We start from the raw sequence: 16,927 nt of genomic DNA on the forward strand, positions 1-16,927 counted from the left end.
ACGCGCCACTGCAGGTCACGCAGGCGGGCTCGGCAGGATCCCGGTCCGTCCCGCCCACGACCCGTGCTCGGACAGCGCACGGAACCGGTAGGTCGCGAACTCGTGGTGGAAGTCGTGGCGTGCGCGCTCGGCCATCGCGTCACGGTGCCGCATCGGTTCGGGCCCGGTGGAGTGACCGTGCACCATCTCCTCCATCTCGGCGGCGCTGCGCCAGACCGAGAACGTCGAGATGGTGTGCGGCGGGCGGTACGCCGCGAACGCGAGCGTCGTCGCCGGGTGGTCGCGCACCTGCCGCTCGACCGGGCGGCCCCAGCGCAGGAACCGCGGCACCTGCGCGGCACGCATCCGCGCGAGCGTGACGGCGACGACCGGCTCGTCCGGCTCCCAGCGTCCGGCGCGCACGGGCAGACAGGGGAAGGTGGCGATGGTGGACCAGCGGCGGAGGTACTCCAACCGCACGTGCCAGCCCCCGGCGAGAGCCCGTCCCAGCCCGTCGGAGTAGAGGAACCGGTCGACAGCGGCCTCGTCGCGCCACTGGGCGAAGACCGCCAGGCGCCGCAGCTGCAGCCGGTCGGGAGAGACGACCGGCGCCCCGAGCCGCATCGTGGCCAGGCACTCGGCGTGGTCGAGGCCGGGGACGGCGTCCGGCGTCGGCGGGCGCAGCAGCGCGCGAGCACCGACCACGGCGGGCACCTCGGCGAGGTGGAAGGTGTGGACGGTCACGACAACGCGGATGAGGGGGTCAGCTCGTAGTGCAGCCGCATCGCCCGCGCAGGGCCGATCCGAAGGTCGTGGTCGGTGCGGAGTACGCCGTCCGGGTCGACGTAGACGTGGAACCGCTCGTGGACCGGCACGCGGGCAGCGTGGTCGCCGCCGTCACGGACGACGACGTACGCGCCGTTGTCGCCCCAGCGCCCGTGGGGCGAGTCGAGCACGAGCCCGCCGTCGTCGGTGACCGTGGGCCGGAGGAAGACCTGCACGTTGCCCGACTCGAGCGGGAAGGCCACGTGCACGCTCGGGCGGGAAGCGCCCGGCAGCGTTCGCACGCTGTAGGCGCCGCTGAAGACCGTCCGGCCGCTCCCGCGCAGGGTCCGCATCCACGCGGCGCTGACCTGGGTGCCGGCGGCGTCGCGGATGGGCACGACCTGACTGTCCATGCCCCGCGCCGATTCGAGCGGGCGCATCGGCAGTGCCAGCTGCTCGACCCGCCGCCCCCAGAACCGCGCGACGATCTCCCCGCCCGGCCAGAACAACGGCGCCCACTCGCTCCAGGTCCGCAGCTTCCAGCCCGCGGTGTGCTCGTAGAAATCGCGGACCTCCGGCCGAAGCCGACGGGCCTCGAACCCGGGTCCGTCCAGCGCCGCCATCGACGGGAGCAGTCCGGCCGCCGGGTCCTGCGCACCGAGATCGCCCACCACTCCCCCGTGGCGGGCCGTCTCGCCCGGCACCCAGTCGCCCGCGACCCGCGACGCCGCGCTGACCGGCGCGTCGAGCCAGGCCTCGCGGCCCGCCAGGTCGACCCTCCGCCCGACCACGTGCCAGAACCGACGCGACCCGAGGTCCAGCAGCCGGTCGCGACGACGAGGACGGTCCGCAGAGATCATGGCCGCAAGGGTGCCATCGTCGGTCGCGACCGCTGATGATGGAGCCATGTCCGACGAGGAGCCGCCGCAACCGGCCAATCTCGCTGCGAAGGTCGTGACGCTCTGCGGTTCGACCCGGTTCCAGGCGGAGTTCGCCGAGGCAAGCCGGCGCCTGACCCTGGAGGGCTGGGTCGTGCTCGGCCCGGGCCTGTTCGTCCTCCCCGACCTCGACGGCTACGACTGGGCCACCGACCCCGACGACCTGCGCGGTCGCCTGTCGCGCGTGCACCTGCAGAAGGTCCGGATGGCCGACGAGGTGTACGTCGTCGACCCGGGCGGCTACGTCGGTGAGTCGACCCGCCACGAGATCGCGCACGCCGAGGCGTTCGGTACGCCGGTGCGCTACCTCAGCCGAGACACTCAGCCGTGAGCGCAGAGGCCCGACCTGTGGGCTACGACGCGCCGGTCCCGGACTTCGCGACTCACTACTACCACCCGGATCGGCCCCCGTTCTCGAACCTCAGCGACCTCGACGACGCAGATGTGGGCAAGGTGCTGGCCGCGCTCGGGGCGGACGTCCGGGCGGGACGTTCGGCGCGCCGGTTCGGGCCGCGCTACCTCGCGCTGCGGCGAGCAACCGAACGTCGCCTCCGTGATCGGTTCGTCGAGCGAGGCGGACTACCGGAACGCGTGAGCCCTCACTACTTCGTCCTCGGGCAGTCGGCGTGGTTCCGCGGGCTCTACGAGCCGGTGGCGGAGGTGCGTCTCGCGCTCCTGGAGGTACCGAGCCATCTCGTCAGCATCACCTTCCCCGACAGTGTGACGTCGATGGGGCTGCTGGCGGAGTTCGGTGTCGAGGTCACTCCGAGACCGTGGCACGGTCAGGTGTTCCGACTGGAAGAACTGCCGGACGCCCTGGCTCGGTACGGCTGGCCGAACAGCGCCCGACCTACCTCCTACGACGGGCACCAGCACGACGACTTCGAGCACTACGTCGAGGTGCAACTGTGGAGTGACGGCCCGCTGGAGAACAGCGGACCGGACGGCTGGAAGACGCGGGTGACGGACACTGCTGCAGCGGACTAGATCAACCGGGGTCGATCAACCCGCCGTTCGCGCCGCTCGCTCGACCTCAGCACGACGCTCCGCCCAGATTTCCCGATCGTCGGACACCCTCACGCCTCCCATGGGGCCGATTCGTCCGTCGATCTGCTCGCGGATGATGTCGGCGTGCCCAGCGTGCCGCTCGGTCTCGCGGACGAGGTGGACCAGGACGTCGAAGAGCGTCACCTCAGACGGATCCCACCACGGCACCAGCCCGGCCGCGTCCAGGGGCAGAGCGTCGATGGTCTGCCTCGACGATGCGGAGACGCTCTCGACAAGGGCCAGCACGTCGGCGCGCGACTCGTTCGGACCCACCACGAGATCAGCACCGCGGGCGCTCTCGTCGTCCCATACCGGGACGGGTGGGCCCTGGAAGGGCCGACCCATGACGAAGCCCAGGTAGCGCGACTCCCAGGTCGCGACGTGCTTGACCAACCCGAGCAGATTGGTCCCGGTCTGGGTCATCGGCCGACGTGCGTCGTACTCGTCCAGCCCGTCGAGTTTGACGATCAGCGATCGATGCCCGGCCGAGAGCGAGCGCCACAGCCGGGACTTGGCCACGTCATCGTGCGCACCGTCATTCTGACGGACACCCGCTTCGGTCAGACGACGCTGAGCGGCAGCAGCTTCTGCCCGGTGGGGCCGATCTGGATGTCGGTGCCCATCTCGGGGCACACGCCGCAGTCGTAGCAGGGCGTCCAGCGGCAGTCCTCGACCTCGACGGCGGCGCTGCCGTCGGCGATGGCGAGGGCGTCCTCCCAGTCGGCCCAGAGCCAGTCCTTGTCGAGGCCGGAGTCGAGGTGGTCCCAGGGCAGGGTCTCGTCGTAGCCGCGCTCGCGGGTGGTGAACCACGCCAGCGAGACGCCCTGGCGGGCGAGCTCCTCGTCGGCGGCGGTGGCCCAGCGGTCGTAGGAGAAGTGCTCGCTCCAGCCGTCGAAGCGACCGCCCTCGCGCCAGACGCGCTCGATGACCGCGCCGACGCGGCGGTCGCCGCGGGAGAGCAGTCCCTCGATGGTGCCGGGCTGGCCGTCGTGGTAGCGGAAGCCGATGGCGCGGGCGAACTTCTTGTCCGCGCGTACGACGTCGCGCAGCTTGCGCAGCCGCTCGTCGGTGGTCTCGTGGTCGAGCTGCGCGGCCCACTGGAACGGCGTGTGCGGCTTGGGCACGAAGCCGCCGATCGAGACGGTGCAGCGGATGTCGTTGCGCCCGCTGACCTCGCGGCCCTTGCGGATCACCTCGCGGGCGAGGTCGGCGATGGCGAGGACGTCCTCGTCGGTCTCGGTCGGCAGACCGCACATGAAGTAGAGCTTCACCTGCCGCCACCCGTTGCCGTACGCCGTCGCGACGGTGCGGATGAGGTCTTCCTCGGTGACCATCTTGTTGATCACCGCGCGCATCCGCTCGCTGCCGCCCTCGGGGGCGAAGGTCAGCCCGGAGCGGCGACCGTTGCGGGAGAACTCGTTGGCGAGCGTGATGTTGAAGGCGTCGACGCGGGTCGAGGGCAGCGAGAGCGAGACGTTGGAGCCCTCGTAGCGGTCGGCGAGGCCGGTCGCGACGTCGGCGATCTCGGTGTGGTCGGCGCTGGAGAGCGAGAGCAGGCCGACCTCCTCGAAGCCGGACTTGCGGATGCCGTTCTCGACCATCGCGCCGATGGTCTCGATCGAGCGCTCGCGCACCGGCCGGGTGATCATGCCGGCCTGGCAGAAGCGGCAGCCGCGGGTGCAGCCGCGGAAGATCTCGACGCTGAAGCGCTCGTGCACGGTCTCGGCGAGCGGCACCAGCGGCTTGGCCGGGTAGGGCCAGGCGTCGAGGTCCATCAGCGTGTGCTTGCGCACCCGGTGAGGCACACCGGGGCGGTTGGGCTCGACCGCGGCGATCTCGCCGCTGGGGGCGTAGGACACGTCGTAGAAGCGGGGGACGTAGACGCCGCCGCTGACGGCGAGGCGGCGCAGCAGCTCGTCGCGACCGCCGGGGCGACCCTCGCCCTTCCACTCGCGCACGACCTCGGAGATCGCGAGCACGACCTCCTCGCCGTCGCCGAGCACGGCGGCATCGACGAAGTCGGCGATCGGCTCGGGATTGAACGCCGCGTGGCCGCCGGCGAGCACGACCGGGTCGTCGTCACCGCGGTCGGCGGCGTGCAGGGGGATGCCCGCGAGGTCGAGGGCGGTGAGCATGTTGGTGTAGCCGAGCTCGGTGGAGAAGCTCAGGCCGAAGACGTCGAAGGCCCGCACCGGACGGTGCGCGTCGACGGTGAACTGCGGGATCGGGCCCTGCGCGTCGCCGGAGCGCATCACGGCCTCCATGTCGGGCCACACCGAGTACGTGCGCTCGGCGACGATCCAGTCCCGCTCGTTGAGCACCTCGTAGAGGATCTGCACGCCCTGGTTGGGCAGCCCGACCTCGTAGGCGTCGGGGTACATCAGCGCCCAGCGGACGGTCTCGCCCTCCAGGGCGGAGTCCCAGTCCTTGACGGTGGAGTTGAGCTCACCGCCGACGTACTGGATCGGCTTCGAGACGGTCGGGAGCAGGGGCTCGAGACGTGCGAAGAGCGACGCGGGCGCAGACACAGGAAGGACTCCGAGGTCGAGGACAGGCCGACCCCCTAGGTTACGCGAGAACTCACGGAGCGCCGCGGTCGTCGTCGCGCGGGCCCACGTCGGAGCTCAGCTCGTCGACCAGCAGCAGGTCCTCGCGCAGCTGGCCGGCGCGGTACGACGCCCGCCCGACCATGTGCCCGGCGACCGGTGCGGTCAGCATCTGGGCGAGCAGCACCAGCACCAGGATCGCGACCGACCGGGCGTCGCGCAGCGTGAGGGCCAGGCCGACGCAGACCAGCATCAGCCCCAGCACCTGCGGCTTGGTCGCGGCGTGCATCCGGGTGAGCAGGTCAGGGAAGCGCAGCACGCCGACGGCCGCGACGAGGCTGAGCAGGGCGCCGAGTAGGATGAGCACGGCCCCGACGAGGTCGAGGGCGGAGGCGAGGGAGTCGTTCACAGCGGCCCGTCCCCCGTCCGGTCGCCGAACCCGACGTCGCCCTGGCGCTCGATGCGCTCGGCCTCGACGTCGTCGCTGCCGGGGCTGAACCGCGCGATGCTCACCGACCCGACGAAGCCGAGCATCGTCGCGACGAGGAGCAGCGGGAGGTTCTCGGCGCTGTGGCGCAGGGCGGCGTCGACCGCGAAGCCGCCGAGGGCGATCGCCACGATGACGTCGAAGGCGATCGAGCGGTCCAGCATCGTCGGGCCGCGGGTGATGCGCACGGCGACCAGCAGCGCGGCGAGCCCGAGCACCCCGCCGCTGGCGTAGTGCAGCCACGTCACGGCGCTCACGACGACGCCTCCGGCTCCACCGACACAGGCGCGGTGACGGGACGCAGCTCATCGAGCCGGTCGACCCCGAACGCCTCCAGGATCCGCTGCTCCTGTCGCCACACGGTCCAGCGCACCTCCTCCAGCTCGGCCTCGTCGCGCACGCGCAGCGCGTGCAGGTAGAGCGTGTGTGTCGAGCGGTGCACCTCGACCACGACGCTGCCCGGCACGAGCGAGGCCATCAGCGCGGTCGCGGTCAGCACCAGGTCGGACTCGGTGTGCAGCGGCACCTTGACGATGGCGCTGCGCAGGTCGGGCGGCGGTCGCAGCGTGATCGCCGCGACCTGCAGGCTGGCGACGACGACGTCGGCGACGAACCGCGCCACCAGCACCACGACCCCGACCGGCCGGATCCGCACGTGGACGTGCAGCGGCGGCAGAGGGAAGACGACCGAGGCGAGCACGGCGACGACGACGCCGGAGACGAACGACAGCGGCGTCCACGAACCCCACAGCACCGCCCACACCAGCGTCAGCCAGACCACCATCGGCCACTGCACGGCCTTGACCCGCGAGGGCCGGAACCGGCCGTCGCGGCGCTGCCGCACGCTGCTGCCCCGCCGCCCGTCGCGCCCCCGCCCGGTCACGCCGGTCGTGCCGCCCGTGCCCGTCACCGGCCCGCCTCCTGCACGGCCTCGAGGTACGGCGTGCGCAGGAGCAGGTCGGACGCAGCCCGGTCGGTGAGCGCGTAGAGCGGGCCGGCGAAGACGGTGATGGCCAGGCTGACGCCGACCAGGCCCGCGGTCGGCAGGATCATCGCCCAGGGCGGACGGGGCCGGCGGCCCTCGCGCTCGAGCAGCTGGAACAGGTCGTCCTCGGAGTCGTCGGAGACGTCGGTGTCGGCGGCGCGGGTGGCCTCCTGCACGTCACCGGCCGCGAAGACCGTGGACCCGAGGTGGACGTGACCACGGGCGCTCACCTGCGGGGTCTCGTGCTCCTCGTCGCCCTCGCGCTCGCCGCCGAGCTGCAGCGCCATCTCGTGCGCCTCGCGCGGCGTGCGCCAGAAGGCGAGCGCCCAGGCCTTCGCGACGGCGTACAGCGTGAGCAGGCTGGTGACCGTGCCGCCGGCGACGAGCAGCCAGGCCAGCGGGCTGCCGTCGGCGATGCCGGCCTGGAGCAGCCCGACCTTGCCGATGAAGCCCGACAGCGGTGGGATGCCGGCGAGGTTCATCGCCGGGACGAAGAAGAGCACGCCGATCAGCGGGTAGAGCGAGGCGAGGCCGCCGAGGCGCAGCAGGGCGCTGCTGCCGCCGAGGTTCTCGATCAGTCCCACGACCAGGAACAGCGCCGTCTGCACGGTGATGTGGTGGGCGACGTAGAAGACCGCGCCGGACATCCCGGCCTGGGTCGCGAGCCCGATGCCGAAGACCATGTAGCCGATGTGGCTGACCAGCGTGAACGACAGCAGCCGCTTGATGTCGGACTGCGCGATCGCCCCGAGGATGCCGACGAGCATCGTCGCCAGGGCGGCCCACAGCAGCAGGTCGGTGAGCGGGCGGTCGGGGAACAGCAGCGTCTGGGTGCGGATGATCGCGTAGACGCCGACCTTGGTGAGCAGCCCCGCGAACACCGCGGTGACGGGCGCGGGGGCGGTCGGGTAGCTGTCGGGCAGCCACAGCGACAGCGGGAAGACCGCCGCCTTGATCGAGAACGTCGTGAGCAGCAGCAGCTGGACCACCAGCGCCGTGGTCGCGTCGAGCCCGGGCACCCGCTCGCCGATCTGGGCGAGGTTGAGCGTGCCGAGCGAGGCGTACGCCGTGGCGATGGCGATGAGGAACAGCGCGGAGGAGACGACGTTGACGATCACGTAGATCGTGCCGGCGCGCACCCGCGCGGCGGTGCCGCCGAGCGTCAGCAGCACGTAGCTCGCGAACAGCAGGATCTCGAAGCTGACGAACAGGTTGAACAGGTCGCCGGCCAGGAAGGCGTTGCTCACGCCGGCGACCAGGGTCAGGAACGTCGGGTGGTAGATCGAGACCGGCGCCTCGCGGTCGTTGTCGGTGACGCCCTGGCCGATCGAGTAGACGAGCACCGCGAGCGTGACGATCGAGGAGACCAGCAGCATCAGCGCGGCGAGCCGGTCGGCGACCAGGGCGATGCCGAGCTCGCGCCAGCCGCCGAGCCAGACCACCTGCGGGCCCTCGCGGTCGGCGGCCACGAGCAGCAGCGCGGCCACCACGACGACCGCGGCCAGCACGACCACGCTCACCATCCGCTGGGCGCGCGGCCAGCGCGACATCATCAGGGCGGCGCCGCTGCCGAGCAGCGGCAGCACCACGGGCAGGGGCACGAGCGCGGAGGTCACCGGTCGTCCTCCTCGGGGTCGTCCTCTTCCTGGCCCTGCGTGGTCGCGCTGTGACCGACCGAGGTCTCGTCGTCGACGGCGAGCCGGCGGATCGCGGCGTCCTCGACGTCGTCCTGCACGTCGTCGGCGCCGTGGAGCTGCCAGCTGCGGTGGGCCATGGCGAGCAGGAAGGCCACGGTGCCGAGCGTGATGACGATGGCGGTCAGCACCAGCGCCTGGGGCAGCGGGTCGGCCATGTCCTCGGGGTCGGCGGAGCCGTAGAAGGCCGAGCTGCCCGCCGGTCCCCCGGCGGCCAGGAACCCGACGTTGATGCCGTTGCCGATGAGCACCAGCCCCGCGAGCACGCGGGTCAGGCTGCGCTCGAGCAGGAGGTAGACGCCGCAGCCGACGAGGCCGCCGCAGACCAGCAGCAGGGTCGCGTTCATCTCCATCAGCCGCTCACCTCCGCCCGCTCGCGCCGCTCGCGGCTGCGGCTGTCCTCGCTGTCGACGCCCTCGGCGGCCTCGCGCTCCGCCCGCAGGATCTGCCGGTCGAGCCGCGAGCCGAAGGTGCGCAGCAGGTCGAGCACGAGCCCGACGACGACGAGGTAGACGCCGATGTCGAACCCGATCGAGGAGACGAGGTGGATCTCGCCCAGCAGCGGCAGGTCGACGTAGACGTCGGCGGTCTGCAGCACCGAACCTCCGAAGGCGACCGGTCCGAGCCCCGACAGCGCCGCAACGAAGAGCCCGGTGCCGATGAGCACGCCGGCGTCGACGGGCGCGGCCTCGTCGAGCTCGTAGCGACCGCCGGCGAGGTAGCGCACCATGAGCGCGAGCCCGGTCACCATGCCGGCCGCGAAGCCGCCGCCGGGCAGGTTGTGACCGGCGATGAGCAGGTAGATGGAGAAGACCACGACGGTCGGGAACAGCAGCCGGGTGACGACCTCGAAGACGATCGAACGCCGCTCCGGGCTCAGCGTGCGCGGCCCCGGCAGCCACACCCGGCGTCCGGGCCGGGCCGCCTGACGGTCCACGCCCTCGGGGTAGGGCACGTCGAAGACGCGCCGGATCCCGGAGGAGCGGGAGTCCAGGAAGATCAGGCTCGCCACGCCGGTGGCCGCGACGACCAGCACCGAGATCTCGCCGAAGGTGTCCCAGGCGCGGATGTCGACCAGCGTCACGTTGACGACGTTGCGCCCGTAGCCGAAGTCGTAGGCGGCCTTCGCGAACTGTGACGAGATCGGCTCGGCGGTGCGGCCCGAGCCGGCGACCAGCAGGAACCCGGCCACCGCGACCCCGACACCCGCGGCCAGCGCCATCCGGGCGTAGCGGACCGGGCGCAGCGGCCGGTCGGTGAAGTACTCCGGCAGGCGGCGCAGCACCAGCACGAAGACCACGAGGGTCACGGTCTCGACGAGCACCTGCGTCATCGCGATGTCGGGGGCGCCGTGCACGAGGAACAGCAGCGCGCAGCCGTAGCCGGTGATGCCGGCCAGGATCACCGCGCGCAGCCGGCGACGCGAGCGCACCGTCATCACCGCGGCGGCCAGCATGATCACGCCGACGACCGGCTGCGCCGCGCGGTCCCACGCCACCACGTCGATGCCCGGGCCGTCGCCTCCCAGGCTGGAGACCAGGGCAGCGACGAGTGCGCTGCCCGGCACCGCCAGCACCACGACGAGCACGACGGTCAGGTAGGTCGTCACCGAGCCGCGCTGCACGAAGCCGGTGACCTCGATGGCGCTGCGGTCGACCGCGCGCATCGCGGCGCGGTAGACCTGCTCGGCGCTCACCGGCGGGTGGGTGCGCGCCTGGAGGTGGCAGACCCGGTCGCGAGCCGCGAACAGGCCCGCACCGGCGAGCAGGGTGAGGGCCGAGAACAACAGCGGCAGCTCCCAGCCGTGCCAGAGCGCGAGGTACTCCTCGTGCTCCCCCGCGACCAGCGTGTCGGCGTACGGCGCGATGGCGGTGGTCAGCGCGGCCCCGGCGAAGCCGAGGACGAGACCCGCGAGCGCCAGCACGACCGGCGGCGCCGCGAAGCCGGCCGCCAGCGGCCGGACCTCGGTCGGCTCGACGCCGGGCTTGGTCGCGAAGGCACCCCAGACGAACCGCGCGGTGTAGCCGACGGTGAACGTCGAGCCGACCGCGAGCCCGGCGAGCACCAGCCAGCCGGCGTACGACGGCACCCCGGCGGTCTCACCGTGGGCGAGCTCGAGCAGCGCGGCCCACATCGTCTCCTTGGCGATGAAGCCGAGCAGCGGCGGGAAGCCGACCATCGAGAGACCGGCGAGGGTCGCGGCGACCGCGACGACCGGCAGCTGCCGCCCGACGCCGGAGAGCTTGTGCAGGTCGCGGGTGCCGGTGAGGGTGTCGACGATGCCGACGCAGAGGAACAGCGTCGCCTTGAACATCGCGTGGGCGAGCAGCAGTCCGAGGCCGGCGAGCGCGGCGGTGCGGCTGCCGATCGAGAGCAGCACCATGAGGAAGCCCAGCTGGCTGACCGTGCCGTAGGCGAGGAGCAGCTTGATGTCGATCTGGCGCAGGGCCCGCCAGCCGCCGACCAGCATCGTCAGCGTGCCGAGGGTGAGCAGCACGAGGTGCCAGCCGGGCACGGTGCTGAAGCCGGGCGCGAGCACGGAGACGAGGAAGAGCCCGGCCTTCACCATCGACGCGGCGTGGAGGTAGGCGCTGACCGGCGTCGGGGCGGCCATCGCGCCGGGCAGCCAGAAGTGCAGCGGCACCTGGGCCGACTTGCTGAGGGCACCGAGGAGCACCAGCATCACGCCGACGGTGACGGCGGTGCCGCGCGGCGGGTCGGCGAGCAGACCGCTGATCGACAGCGTGCCGGCCTCGTGGCCCAGCACCAGGAAGCCGACGAGCATCGCCAGGCCGCCGAGCGTGGTCACCACGAGCGCCTGCAGCGCGGCCAGACGGCTCGCGCGCTTGCCGGGGTCGAAGCCGATCAGCAGGAACGAGAAGACGGTCGTGAGCTCCCAGAAGACGAAGAGCACCAGCAGGTTGTCACTGACGACCAGCCCGAGCATGGCGCCCATGAACGCCGTCAGGTGTCCCGCGAACGACGCCAGGTGGGGCGAGCCGGCGCGGAAGTACCACGTGCAGTAGGCCAGCACGAGCGCGCCGATGCCCGCCACGACCAGCACCAGCAGCCACTGCAGGGCGCCCATCGACAGGTCGATGTCCATGCCGAGATCGGGCACCCACGTCACCCTCTGGGTCACCCGGTCCCCGTCGAGGACGGTGCGGGTGTGCGTCAGCGCCCAGACGACGGTCGCCGTCGGGACGAGCGCGAGCGGCAGGAAGACCCAGCGGCCGATCCTCCCGGCCACGAACGGCGCGAGCAGGGCCGCGACGGCGTGGCAGAGCACGAGGAGGAGCAACGATCGGACCTCTCGGGTGGACGGCCGGGTGGGCGGCGACACCTCGATCCTAGAGGTCGCCTCCTGACGCTCGTCGGGGTGAGGAGCGGCTCAGTCCTCGGAGATCTGGCGGCGGAACTCCGTGCGCTTCGTGTGGAGGTCCCACAGGTGGTCGGCGAGCACGGCCGGGTCCTTCTCGTCGTCGCCCTCGATGATCTCGCCGCCGATGATGAGCTGCGAGACGGCGATGCCCTCCTCGCCCAGCACCTCGTGCAGCAGCTCGGCGTACGCCGCCTGCCCGGCGAAGGCGATCGAGGTGCCCGTCACGTTGCGCCCCGGCTTGACCGCCGAACCGCCGTTGACGAAGAGGATCGTGCCGCGGTCCTCGCCGAGGAACCGCATGCCCGGGACGACCGCGTGCACGGCGGCGACGGGGCCGTAGATCGAGAACTCGACGGGGCCGACGAGGTCGGCGGGCACGGTCTCGAGCACCGGCCGCATGAAGTCCTTCTGCGGCAGCGGGCTGTACTGGAGGACCTCGATCGGGCCGAGCTCCTGGGTCGCCCGCTCGAGCACCTTCGCGATCGAGTCGGGGTCGCGCACGTCGGCGGCGTAGCCCTTGGCCTGCACTCCGTCACCCTCCAGCTCGGCGGCCAGCGCGTCGACGCGGCCCTGGTGGCGCGAGATGAGCGCGACCGCGAACCCCTCGCGTCCGAACCGGCGCGCCACCGCGGCCCCGAGCCCCTTGCCTGCACCGATGATCGCGAGTGTCGTCATGCTCGCGCGGTACCCGCTGGGCGAGGTGGTTGAGCGGTCAACCGGACGCGGTCAACCAGCGTTGCCGGTGGCGCCGAACTGCTCGACCCGGATGACGGTCGGGTCGACGCCGGCCTCGATGAGCAGGGGCGCGGCGTACTCGGCGAAGCGGGGCGAGCCGCAGACGAAGGCGACCTCCGCGGCGGCGGCGTACGGCGCGAGCTCGGCGACGCTCGGCGCACCGGCCGGGCGGGTGCCGTCGTCGTGGCGGGTGAAGGCGACGGTGGCGCCGGACCGGGCGAGCTCGTCGGCGTACGGCAGGGAGCGCGGGTCGCGCCCGACGGCGACGACGTGCAGCAGGTCGGTGCGGCCGAGTCGGCGCGCGGTGCGGGTCATCGCGACGGCCGGCACGACGCCGGTGCCGCCGACGAGGGCGAGCGCCGGGGTGCGGGTGTCCCAGAGGAACCACCGCCCGATCGGGCCGCGGAGCTCGAGCACGTCGCCCACCTCGGCGACGTCGGACAGGTGCCCCGACACCTCTCCCCCGGGCAGCCGCTCGACGAGGAACTCCACGAGCGGGTCGTCGTCGTCGGAGGCGATGGAGTAGGAGCGCTGCGCGGTGTAGTCGTCGGGGGCGCGCAGCCGGATGACGTAGTGCTGACCCGGCCGGTGGCGCTGGCGGTCGTCGACGTGCATGCGCAGGCGCACGACGTCGCGGCTGGGCTGGTCCTTCGCGATGATCGTGCCGGTGGTCCAGGAGGTCTCGAGCGACACCGTCGTCGTCCTCAGTCGCCCTGGTAGCGCTGCTCGAGCCACGGGTCGCCGCGGTCGTGGTAGCCGTTGCGCTCCCAGAAGCCCTGCTGGTCCTCGGCGAGCAGCTCGATCCGGCTGACCCACTTGGCCGACTTCCAGAAGTACAGGTGCGGCACGAGCAGCCGCGCCGGCCCGCCGTGCTGCGTCGGCAGCGGCTTGCCGTCGACCTCCCAGACCACCCACGCCTTGCCGCCGGTGAGGTCGGCCAGCGGCAGGTTGGTCGTGTAGCCGGTGCTGGAGTGCACCAGCGCGAAGCGCGCGTCGTCGCCGGGGCCGGCCGCCGAGAGCAGCTCGTCGACACTCACGCCGGAGAAGGTCACGTCGAACTTCGACCACGTCGTCACGCAGTGGATGTCGCCGGAGTACGACGAGCGCGGGAGCGCGTGCGCCTCGTCCCAGCTCCAGGTCGTGGGCCGCTCGACGAGGCCGTCCACGGCGATGCTCCACTGCTCGGGCCGGATCCGCGGCGTCGCCTCGGCGGTCAGCACCGGCCAGCCCGACCCGGTGTCGTACTGGCCGGGGGGCAGCCGCCCCGCCGGGCTCTCGGGCCGCTTGCGGAAGAACCCACGCGTCACAGGCACGCCTCCCAGCGTGCCAGAGCCGCCGGTGGACGAACAGTCGAGCCGCCGCCCACGGTGGTCGAGGAGGCCGGCCACGGCTGTCTCGAGACCACTCCCGGCCGGAAGTGGTCTCGAGACAGGACTTCGTCCTTCCTCAACCACCGAGGGGCCAAGACCCGACCACGGGACTGGGCCGCCCGGATAGGTTCGCCCCGTGCGCACCGAGGTGGACGTGGCGGTCGTGGGAGCGGGGCTGGCGGGGCTGCGGTGCGCGGCGGTGCTGCACGGGGCGGGCCACGAGGTCGTCGTGCTGGAGGCGGACGACGCCGTGGGTGGGCGGATCCGCACCGACCGGGTCGACGGGTTCCTGGTCGACCGTGGGTTCCAGCTGCTCAACCCGGCCTACCCCGCCGTACGGCGGTGGGTGGACGCTGACGCGCTGCGCCTGCAGCCCTTCGGTGCGGGGGTGACCGCCGTGACGGACGACGGCCCGCGCACCCTCGGCCACCCGCTGCGCGCTCCCGGGCTGCTGCCCCGCACCGCGACGACGGCGCTCCCCCGGCTGCGCGAGGTGCTGGGCCTCGCGCGCTGGGCCGCGCCGCTGCTGCGCCCGCGACCGGACCGCACGCTCACCGACGTCCTCGCCGCCCGGGGGACGCGCCACGACGTCGACCGGCGTACGGCGCTCGACCGCGCGGGCGTGGACGGCCTGCTGCGCCGCGTGGTCGACGGGTTCCTGGCCGGAGTGCTGCTGGAGGACGACGGCAGCACCGCCGACGCCTACGCACTGCTGCTGGCCTGGACCTTCGCCCGCGGGGTGCCCGCGCTGCCCGAGCGGGGCATGCAGGCGCTGCCGGAGCAGCTCGCGGCGCCCCTCGGCGACCGGGTCCGGCTCGGCCACGGGGTCACCGCCGTCACCGGCACCGCCGTCGAGACCGACCAGGGCAGCGTGAGCGCCCGGCGCGTCGTGGTGGCGACCGGCGCCCCGGCCGCGCACGAGCTCACCGGAGCGCCGGTGCCGGCCACCAAGGGTGTCGTCACCACCTGGTGGTCGGCGCCCGAGTCACCCGACACCGACCTGCTGCACGTCGACGCCCGCGTGCGCCCGACCGGGCCGCTGGTCAACGCCGCCGTCGTCTCGCGGGCGGCGCCGAGCTACGCCCCGCCCGGTCGCCACCTCGTGCAGGGCTCGGCGCTGCTCGACACCGCGGCCGGGCGCACGCCGTCCGAGGCCGACCAGCGCCGCCACGCGGGCGAGCTGCTCGGACTCGACCCGAGCGGGTGGGACGTCGTGGCCCGCCACGAGGTCCCGCACGCGCTCCCCGCCCAGCCCGCGCCGTACTCCGACGCCCGGCCGGTCCGCGTCGGCGACCTCGTCGTGTGCGGCGACCACCGCGACACCGGGTCGATCCAGGGCGCGCTCGTGTCGGGTCAGCGCGCGGCCCAGGCCGTGCTGGAGGGACTCAGCGCCGGGCGTCGCTGAGCAGCTCCTCGGAGACCTCCCACAGCCGCCGGGCGTCCTCGGGGTCGAGGGCGTGCGGCAGCACCCCGGCGAGACCGTCGAGCCGCTCGACGACCTCCGCCTCGTGGCAGTCCTCGAAGTAGCGCCCGCCGATGCCCTCGACCTGCGGTGAGGTGGCGAGGAAGACCGACGTCGCGGCGCCCTGCTCGACCGACTTCATCCGGAAGGCGCCGCTCTGCTCGGCGCGCCGCGACTGCTCCTCGGCGGCCGCGCGCTGCTCGTCGCTCCAGTGCCGCTGCAGCGGCGTCCAGATGCCGCCGGGCATCAGTGCGTTGGCCGTGATGCCCTCGCTGCCCCACCGCCGGGTGAGCTCGACGGCGAAGAGGGAGTTGGCCGTCTTGGACTGGCCGTAGGCCAGCCCGGGGTCGTAGGCGCGACGCTCGAAGAACAGGTCGTCGAACACCACCGGCGAGGCCGCGTGGCCCGAGGACGACACGGAGACGGCCCGGGCGCCGCGCTCGGGCGACGCGCCGGCCGCCAGCGCCGCGTGGAGACCGGTCGTCAGCGCGAAGTGGCCGAGGTGGTTGACGCCGAACTGCGTCTCCCACCCCTGGGCCGTGCGCCCGAACGGCGTGTCCATCACACCCGCGTTGTTGACGAGCACGTGGAGCGGACCCTCCCACGAGGCGACGAGGGCGTCGACGCTCGCGAGGTCGGACAGGTCGAGCGCTGCGACCACGAGGTCGTCGCGTCCGCTGGTGGCGGCGATGTCGTCGGCGACCCGCCGACCCGCCTCGGTGTCGCGCACGGCGAGCGTGACCTGGGCGCCGGCGTGGGCCAGGGCGCGGGCCGTCTCGACGCCGATGCCCGACGACGCGCCGGTCACCAGGGCGCGGCGTCCGGTCAGGTCGACGCCCTCGACGACCTCCAGGGCCGTGGTGCGGTCGGTGTGGTCGTTCTCGGTCTTGGTCATGCCACGAACATACCAACTAGTTGGTTTGACTAAACTGGAGCCGTGGCGCGAGGGGACGAGAGCAGGGAGCGGCTGATGGTCGCCGCGACGGCGGAGTTCGCCGAGCACGGCATCGCCGGCGCGCGGGTCGACCGGATCGCCGAGGCGGCCGGGGTCAACAAGGCGCAGATGTACGCGTGGTACGGCTCGAAGGACGGCCTCTTCGAGGCGGTCTTCGCCCGCCACCTCCAGGCGATCGTCGACTCGGTGCCGCTCACCGCCGACGACCTCCCCGGCTACGTCACCCGGCTCTACGACTCCTACCTCACCGACCCCGAGCTGGTCCGCCTCTCCAGCTGGTACCGCCTGGAGAAGGTGCCCACCGGGGCGCTGCTCTCCGGCCGCGCCGACCTGACCGACCCCAAGCTCGAGGCCATCGCCCGGGCCCAGCGCGAGGGCCGCATCGTCGACGGCATCCGACCCGACGAGGTCTACGCGCTGCTCATCGCGCTGGCCGGCACCTGGTCGCCGGTGAGCGGCACCTTCACCGCGTCGGGCTCGGACCCCGAAGCCGACCACGAGCGCCGGCGCGCGACCCTGCGCGACGTCGTGACCCGCGCCCTCGTGCCGTCCTGACGCTCCGCTCCCCGCCCGACCCCCAGA

General features: G+C 72.9%; 18 protein-coding genes. 4 read left to right on the top strand and 14 right to left on the bottom strand.

Annotated elements, in window-relative coordinates; all coding sequences use genetic code 11:
* Positions 1-15: 15 nt before the first annotated feature.
* Together GRQ65_RS01410 and GRQ65_RS01415 are read right to left on the bottom strand one after the other, a co-directional pair.
* Positions 16-723: a hypothetical protein gene (locus tag GRQ65_RS01410; RefSeq protein ID WP_160874401.1), complete on the bottom strand. Its 708-nt coding sequence runs from the start codon at positions 721-723 to the stop codon at positions 16-18.
* A complete protein-coding gene (locus GRQ65_RS01415) occupies positions 720-1,604 on the bottom strand; it encodes a hypothetical protein (RefSeq protein ID WP_202387031.1) in 885 nt (294 codons plus the stop codon). The genes GRQ65_RS01410 and GRQ65_RS01415 overlap by 4 nt, the downstream gene beginning before the upstream one ends.
* 46 nt (positions 1,605-1,650) lie before the next feature.
* Here GRQ65_RS01415 and GRQ65_RS01420 point away from each other — a divergent pair, with 46 nt between their 5' ends.
* The gene (locus GRQ65_RS01420; protein WP_160874403.1) at positions 1,651-2,013 is read left to right on the top strand and encodes a hypothetical protein; all 363 of its coding nucleotides are present in this window, start codon (positions 1,651-1,653) and stop codon (positions 2,011-2,013) included.
* Positions 2,010-2,669, top strand: a complete 660-nt coding sequence (locus GRQ65_RS01425) for a hypothetical protein (protein ID WP_160874405.1) — start codon at positions 2,010-2,012, stop codon at positions 2,667-2,669. The genes GRQ65_RS01420 and GRQ65_RS01425 overlap by 4 nt, the downstream gene beginning before the upstream one ends.
* Positions 2,670-2,684: 15 nt before the next feature.
* On the opposite strand, the gene GRQ65_RS01430 is transcribed toward GRQ65_RS01425, so the two are convergent.
* The 11 genes from GRQ65_RS01430 to GRQ65_RS01480 all read right to left on the bottom strand — a co-directional run bounded on the left by GRQ65_RS01430 (position 2,685) and on the right by GRQ65_RS01480 (position 13,871).
* Positions 2,685-3,248: a mycothiol transferase gene (locus GRQ65_RS01430; RefSeq protein WP_160874407.1), complete on the bottom strand. Its 564-nt coding sequence runs from the start codon at positions 3,246-3,248 to the stop codon at positions 2,685-2,687.
* A gap of 41 nt (positions 3,249-3,289) precedes the next feature.
* Positions 3,290-5,257, bottom strand: coding sequence for a TIGR03960 family B12-binding radical SAM protein (locus tag GRQ65_RS01435; RefSeq protein WP_160874409.1), 1,968 nt, complete (start codon positions 5,255-5,257; stop codon positions 3,290-3,292).
* A 52-nt stretch (positions 5,258-5,309) separates the two neighbouring features.
* Positions 5,310-5,684: a monovalent cation/H(+) antiporter subunit G gene (gene mnhG, locus GRQ65_RS01440; RefSeq protein WP_160874411.1), complete on the bottom strand. Its 375-nt coding sequence runs from the start codon at positions 5,682-5,684 to the stop codon at positions 5,310-5,312.
* On the bottom strand, positions 5,681-6,019 hold the full coding sequence (locus GRQ65_RS01445; RefSeq protein ID WP_202387032.1) for a monovalent cation/H+ antiporter complex subunit F: 339 nt from the start codon (positions 6,017-6,019) through the stop codon (positions 5,681-5,683). Before GRQ65_RS01445 ends, mnhG begins: the two co-directional genes overlap by 4 nt.
* Positions 6,016-6,672 carry a Na+/H+ antiporter subunit E gene (locus GRQ65_RS01450; RefSeq protein ID WP_160874413.1) on the bottom strand — a complete coding sequence of 219 codons (657 nt, stop codon included), beginning with the start codon at positions 6,670-6,672 and terminating at the stop codon, positions 6,016-6,018. The genes GRQ65_RS01445 and GRQ65_RS01450 overlap by 4 nt, the downstream gene beginning before the upstream one ends.
* Positions 6,669-8,363, bottom strand: a complete 1,695-nt coding sequence (locus tag GRQ65_RS01455) for a Na+/H+ antiporter subunit D (protein ID WP_160874415.1) — start codon at positions 8,361-8,363, stop codon at positions 6,669-6,671. Before GRQ65_RS01455 ends, GRQ65_RS01450 begins: the two co-directional genes overlap by 4 nt.
* Positions 8,360-8,788: a Na(+)/H(+) antiporter subunit C gene (locus GRQ65_RS22350; protein WP_237447512.1), complete on the bottom strand. Its 429-nt coding sequence runs from the start codon at positions 8,786-8,788 to the stop codon at positions 8,360-8,362. The genes GRQ65_RS01455 and GRQ65_RS22350 overlap by 4 nt, the downstream gene beginning before the upstream one ends.
* 5 nt (positions 8,789-8,793) lie before the next feature.
* Positions 8,794-11,742: a Na+/H+ antiporter subunit A gene (locus GRQ65_RS01465; RefSeq protein WP_160874419.1), complete on the bottom strand. Its 2,949-nt coding sequence runs from the start codon at positions 11,740-11,742 to the stop codon at positions 8,794-8,796.
* A gap of 90 nt (positions 11,743-11,832) precedes the next feature.
* Positions 11,833-12,498 (bottom strand): SDR family NAD(P)-dependent oxidoreductase, encoded by a 666-nt coding sequence (locus GRQ65_RS01470; RefSeq protein WP_160874421.1) that lies wholly within the window; start codon positions 12,496-12,498, stop codon positions 11,833-11,835.
* A gap of 51 nt (positions 12,499-12,549) precedes the next feature.
* On the bottom strand, positions 12,550-13,251 hold the full coding sequence (locus GRQ65_RS01475; protein ID WP_337191417.1) for an FAD-binding oxidoreductase: 702 nt from the start codon (positions 13,249-13,251) through the stop codon (positions 12,550-12,552).
* An 11-nt stretch (positions 13,252-13,262) separates the two neighbouring features.
* A complete protein-coding gene (locus GRQ65_RS01480; protein WP_160874423.1) occupies positions 13,263-13,871 on the bottom strand; it encodes a molybdopterin-dependent oxidoreductase in 609 nt (202 codons plus the stop codon).
* 193 nt (positions 13,872-14,064) lie between these two features.
* Between GRQ65_RS01480 and GRQ65_RS01485 the strand changes: the two genes are divergently transcribed.
* Entirely contained in the window at positions 14,065-15,333 is a 1,269-nt protein-coding gene (locus GRQ65_RS01485; RefSeq protein ID WP_160874425.1) for an FAD-dependent oxidoreductase, read from the top strand.
* On the opposite strand, the gene GRQ65_RS01490 is transcribed toward GRQ65_RS01485, so the two are convergent.
* The gene (locus GRQ65_RS01490) at positions 15,314-16,285 is read right to left on the bottom strand and encodes an SDR family NAD(P)-dependent oxidoreductase (RefSeq protein WP_160874427.1); all 972 of its coding nucleotides are present in this window, start codon (positions 16,283-16,285) and stop codon (positions 15,314-15,316) included. The two genes, GRQ65_RS01485 and GRQ65_RS01490, sit on opposite strands and share 20 nt — an antisense overlap.
* A 42-nt stretch (positions 16,286-16,327) precedes the next feature.
* Between GRQ65_RS01490 and GRQ65_RS01495 the strand changes: the two genes are divergently transcribed.
* Positions 16,328-16,900 (top strand): TetR/AcrR family transcriptional regulator, encoded by a 573-nt coding sequence (locus tag GRQ65_RS01495; protein ID WP_337191418.1) that lies wholly within the window; start codon positions 16,328-16,330, stop codon positions 16,898-16,900.
* The last annotated feature ends 27 nt before the right edge of the window (positions 16,901-16,927 follow it).

Origin of the sequence: Nocardioides flavescens (genome assembly GCF_009823805.1) — a bacterium.
Taxonomy (GTDB): domain Bacteria; phylum Actinomycetota; class Actinomycetes; order Propionibacteriales; family Nocardioidaceae; genus Nocardioides; species Nocardioides flavescens.

Excerpts from the sequence above, each read along its gene's own strand:
- GRQ65_RS01415 (WP_202387031.1), bottom strand. The coding sequence starts at position 1,604 with ATGATCTCTGCGGACCGTCCTCGTCGTCGCGACCGGCTGCTGGACCTC.
- GRQ65_RS01420 (WP_160874403.1), top strand. The coding sequence starts at position 1,651 with ATGTCCGACGAGGAGCCGCCGCAACCGGCCAATCTCGCTGCGAAGGTC.
- GRQ65_RS22350 (WP_237447512.1), bottom strand. The coding sequence starts at position 8,788 with ATGAACGCGACCCTGCTGCTGGTCTGCGGCGGCCTCGTCGGCTGCGGC.
- GRQ65_RS01470 (WP_160874421.1), bottom strand. The coding sequence starts at position 12,498 with ATGACGACACTCGCGATCATCGGTGCAGGCAAGGGGCTCGGGGCCGCG.
- GRQ65_RS01490 (WP_160874427.1), bottom strand. The coding sequence starts at position 16,285 with ATGACCAAGACCGAGAACGACCACACCGACCGCACCACGGCCCTGGAG.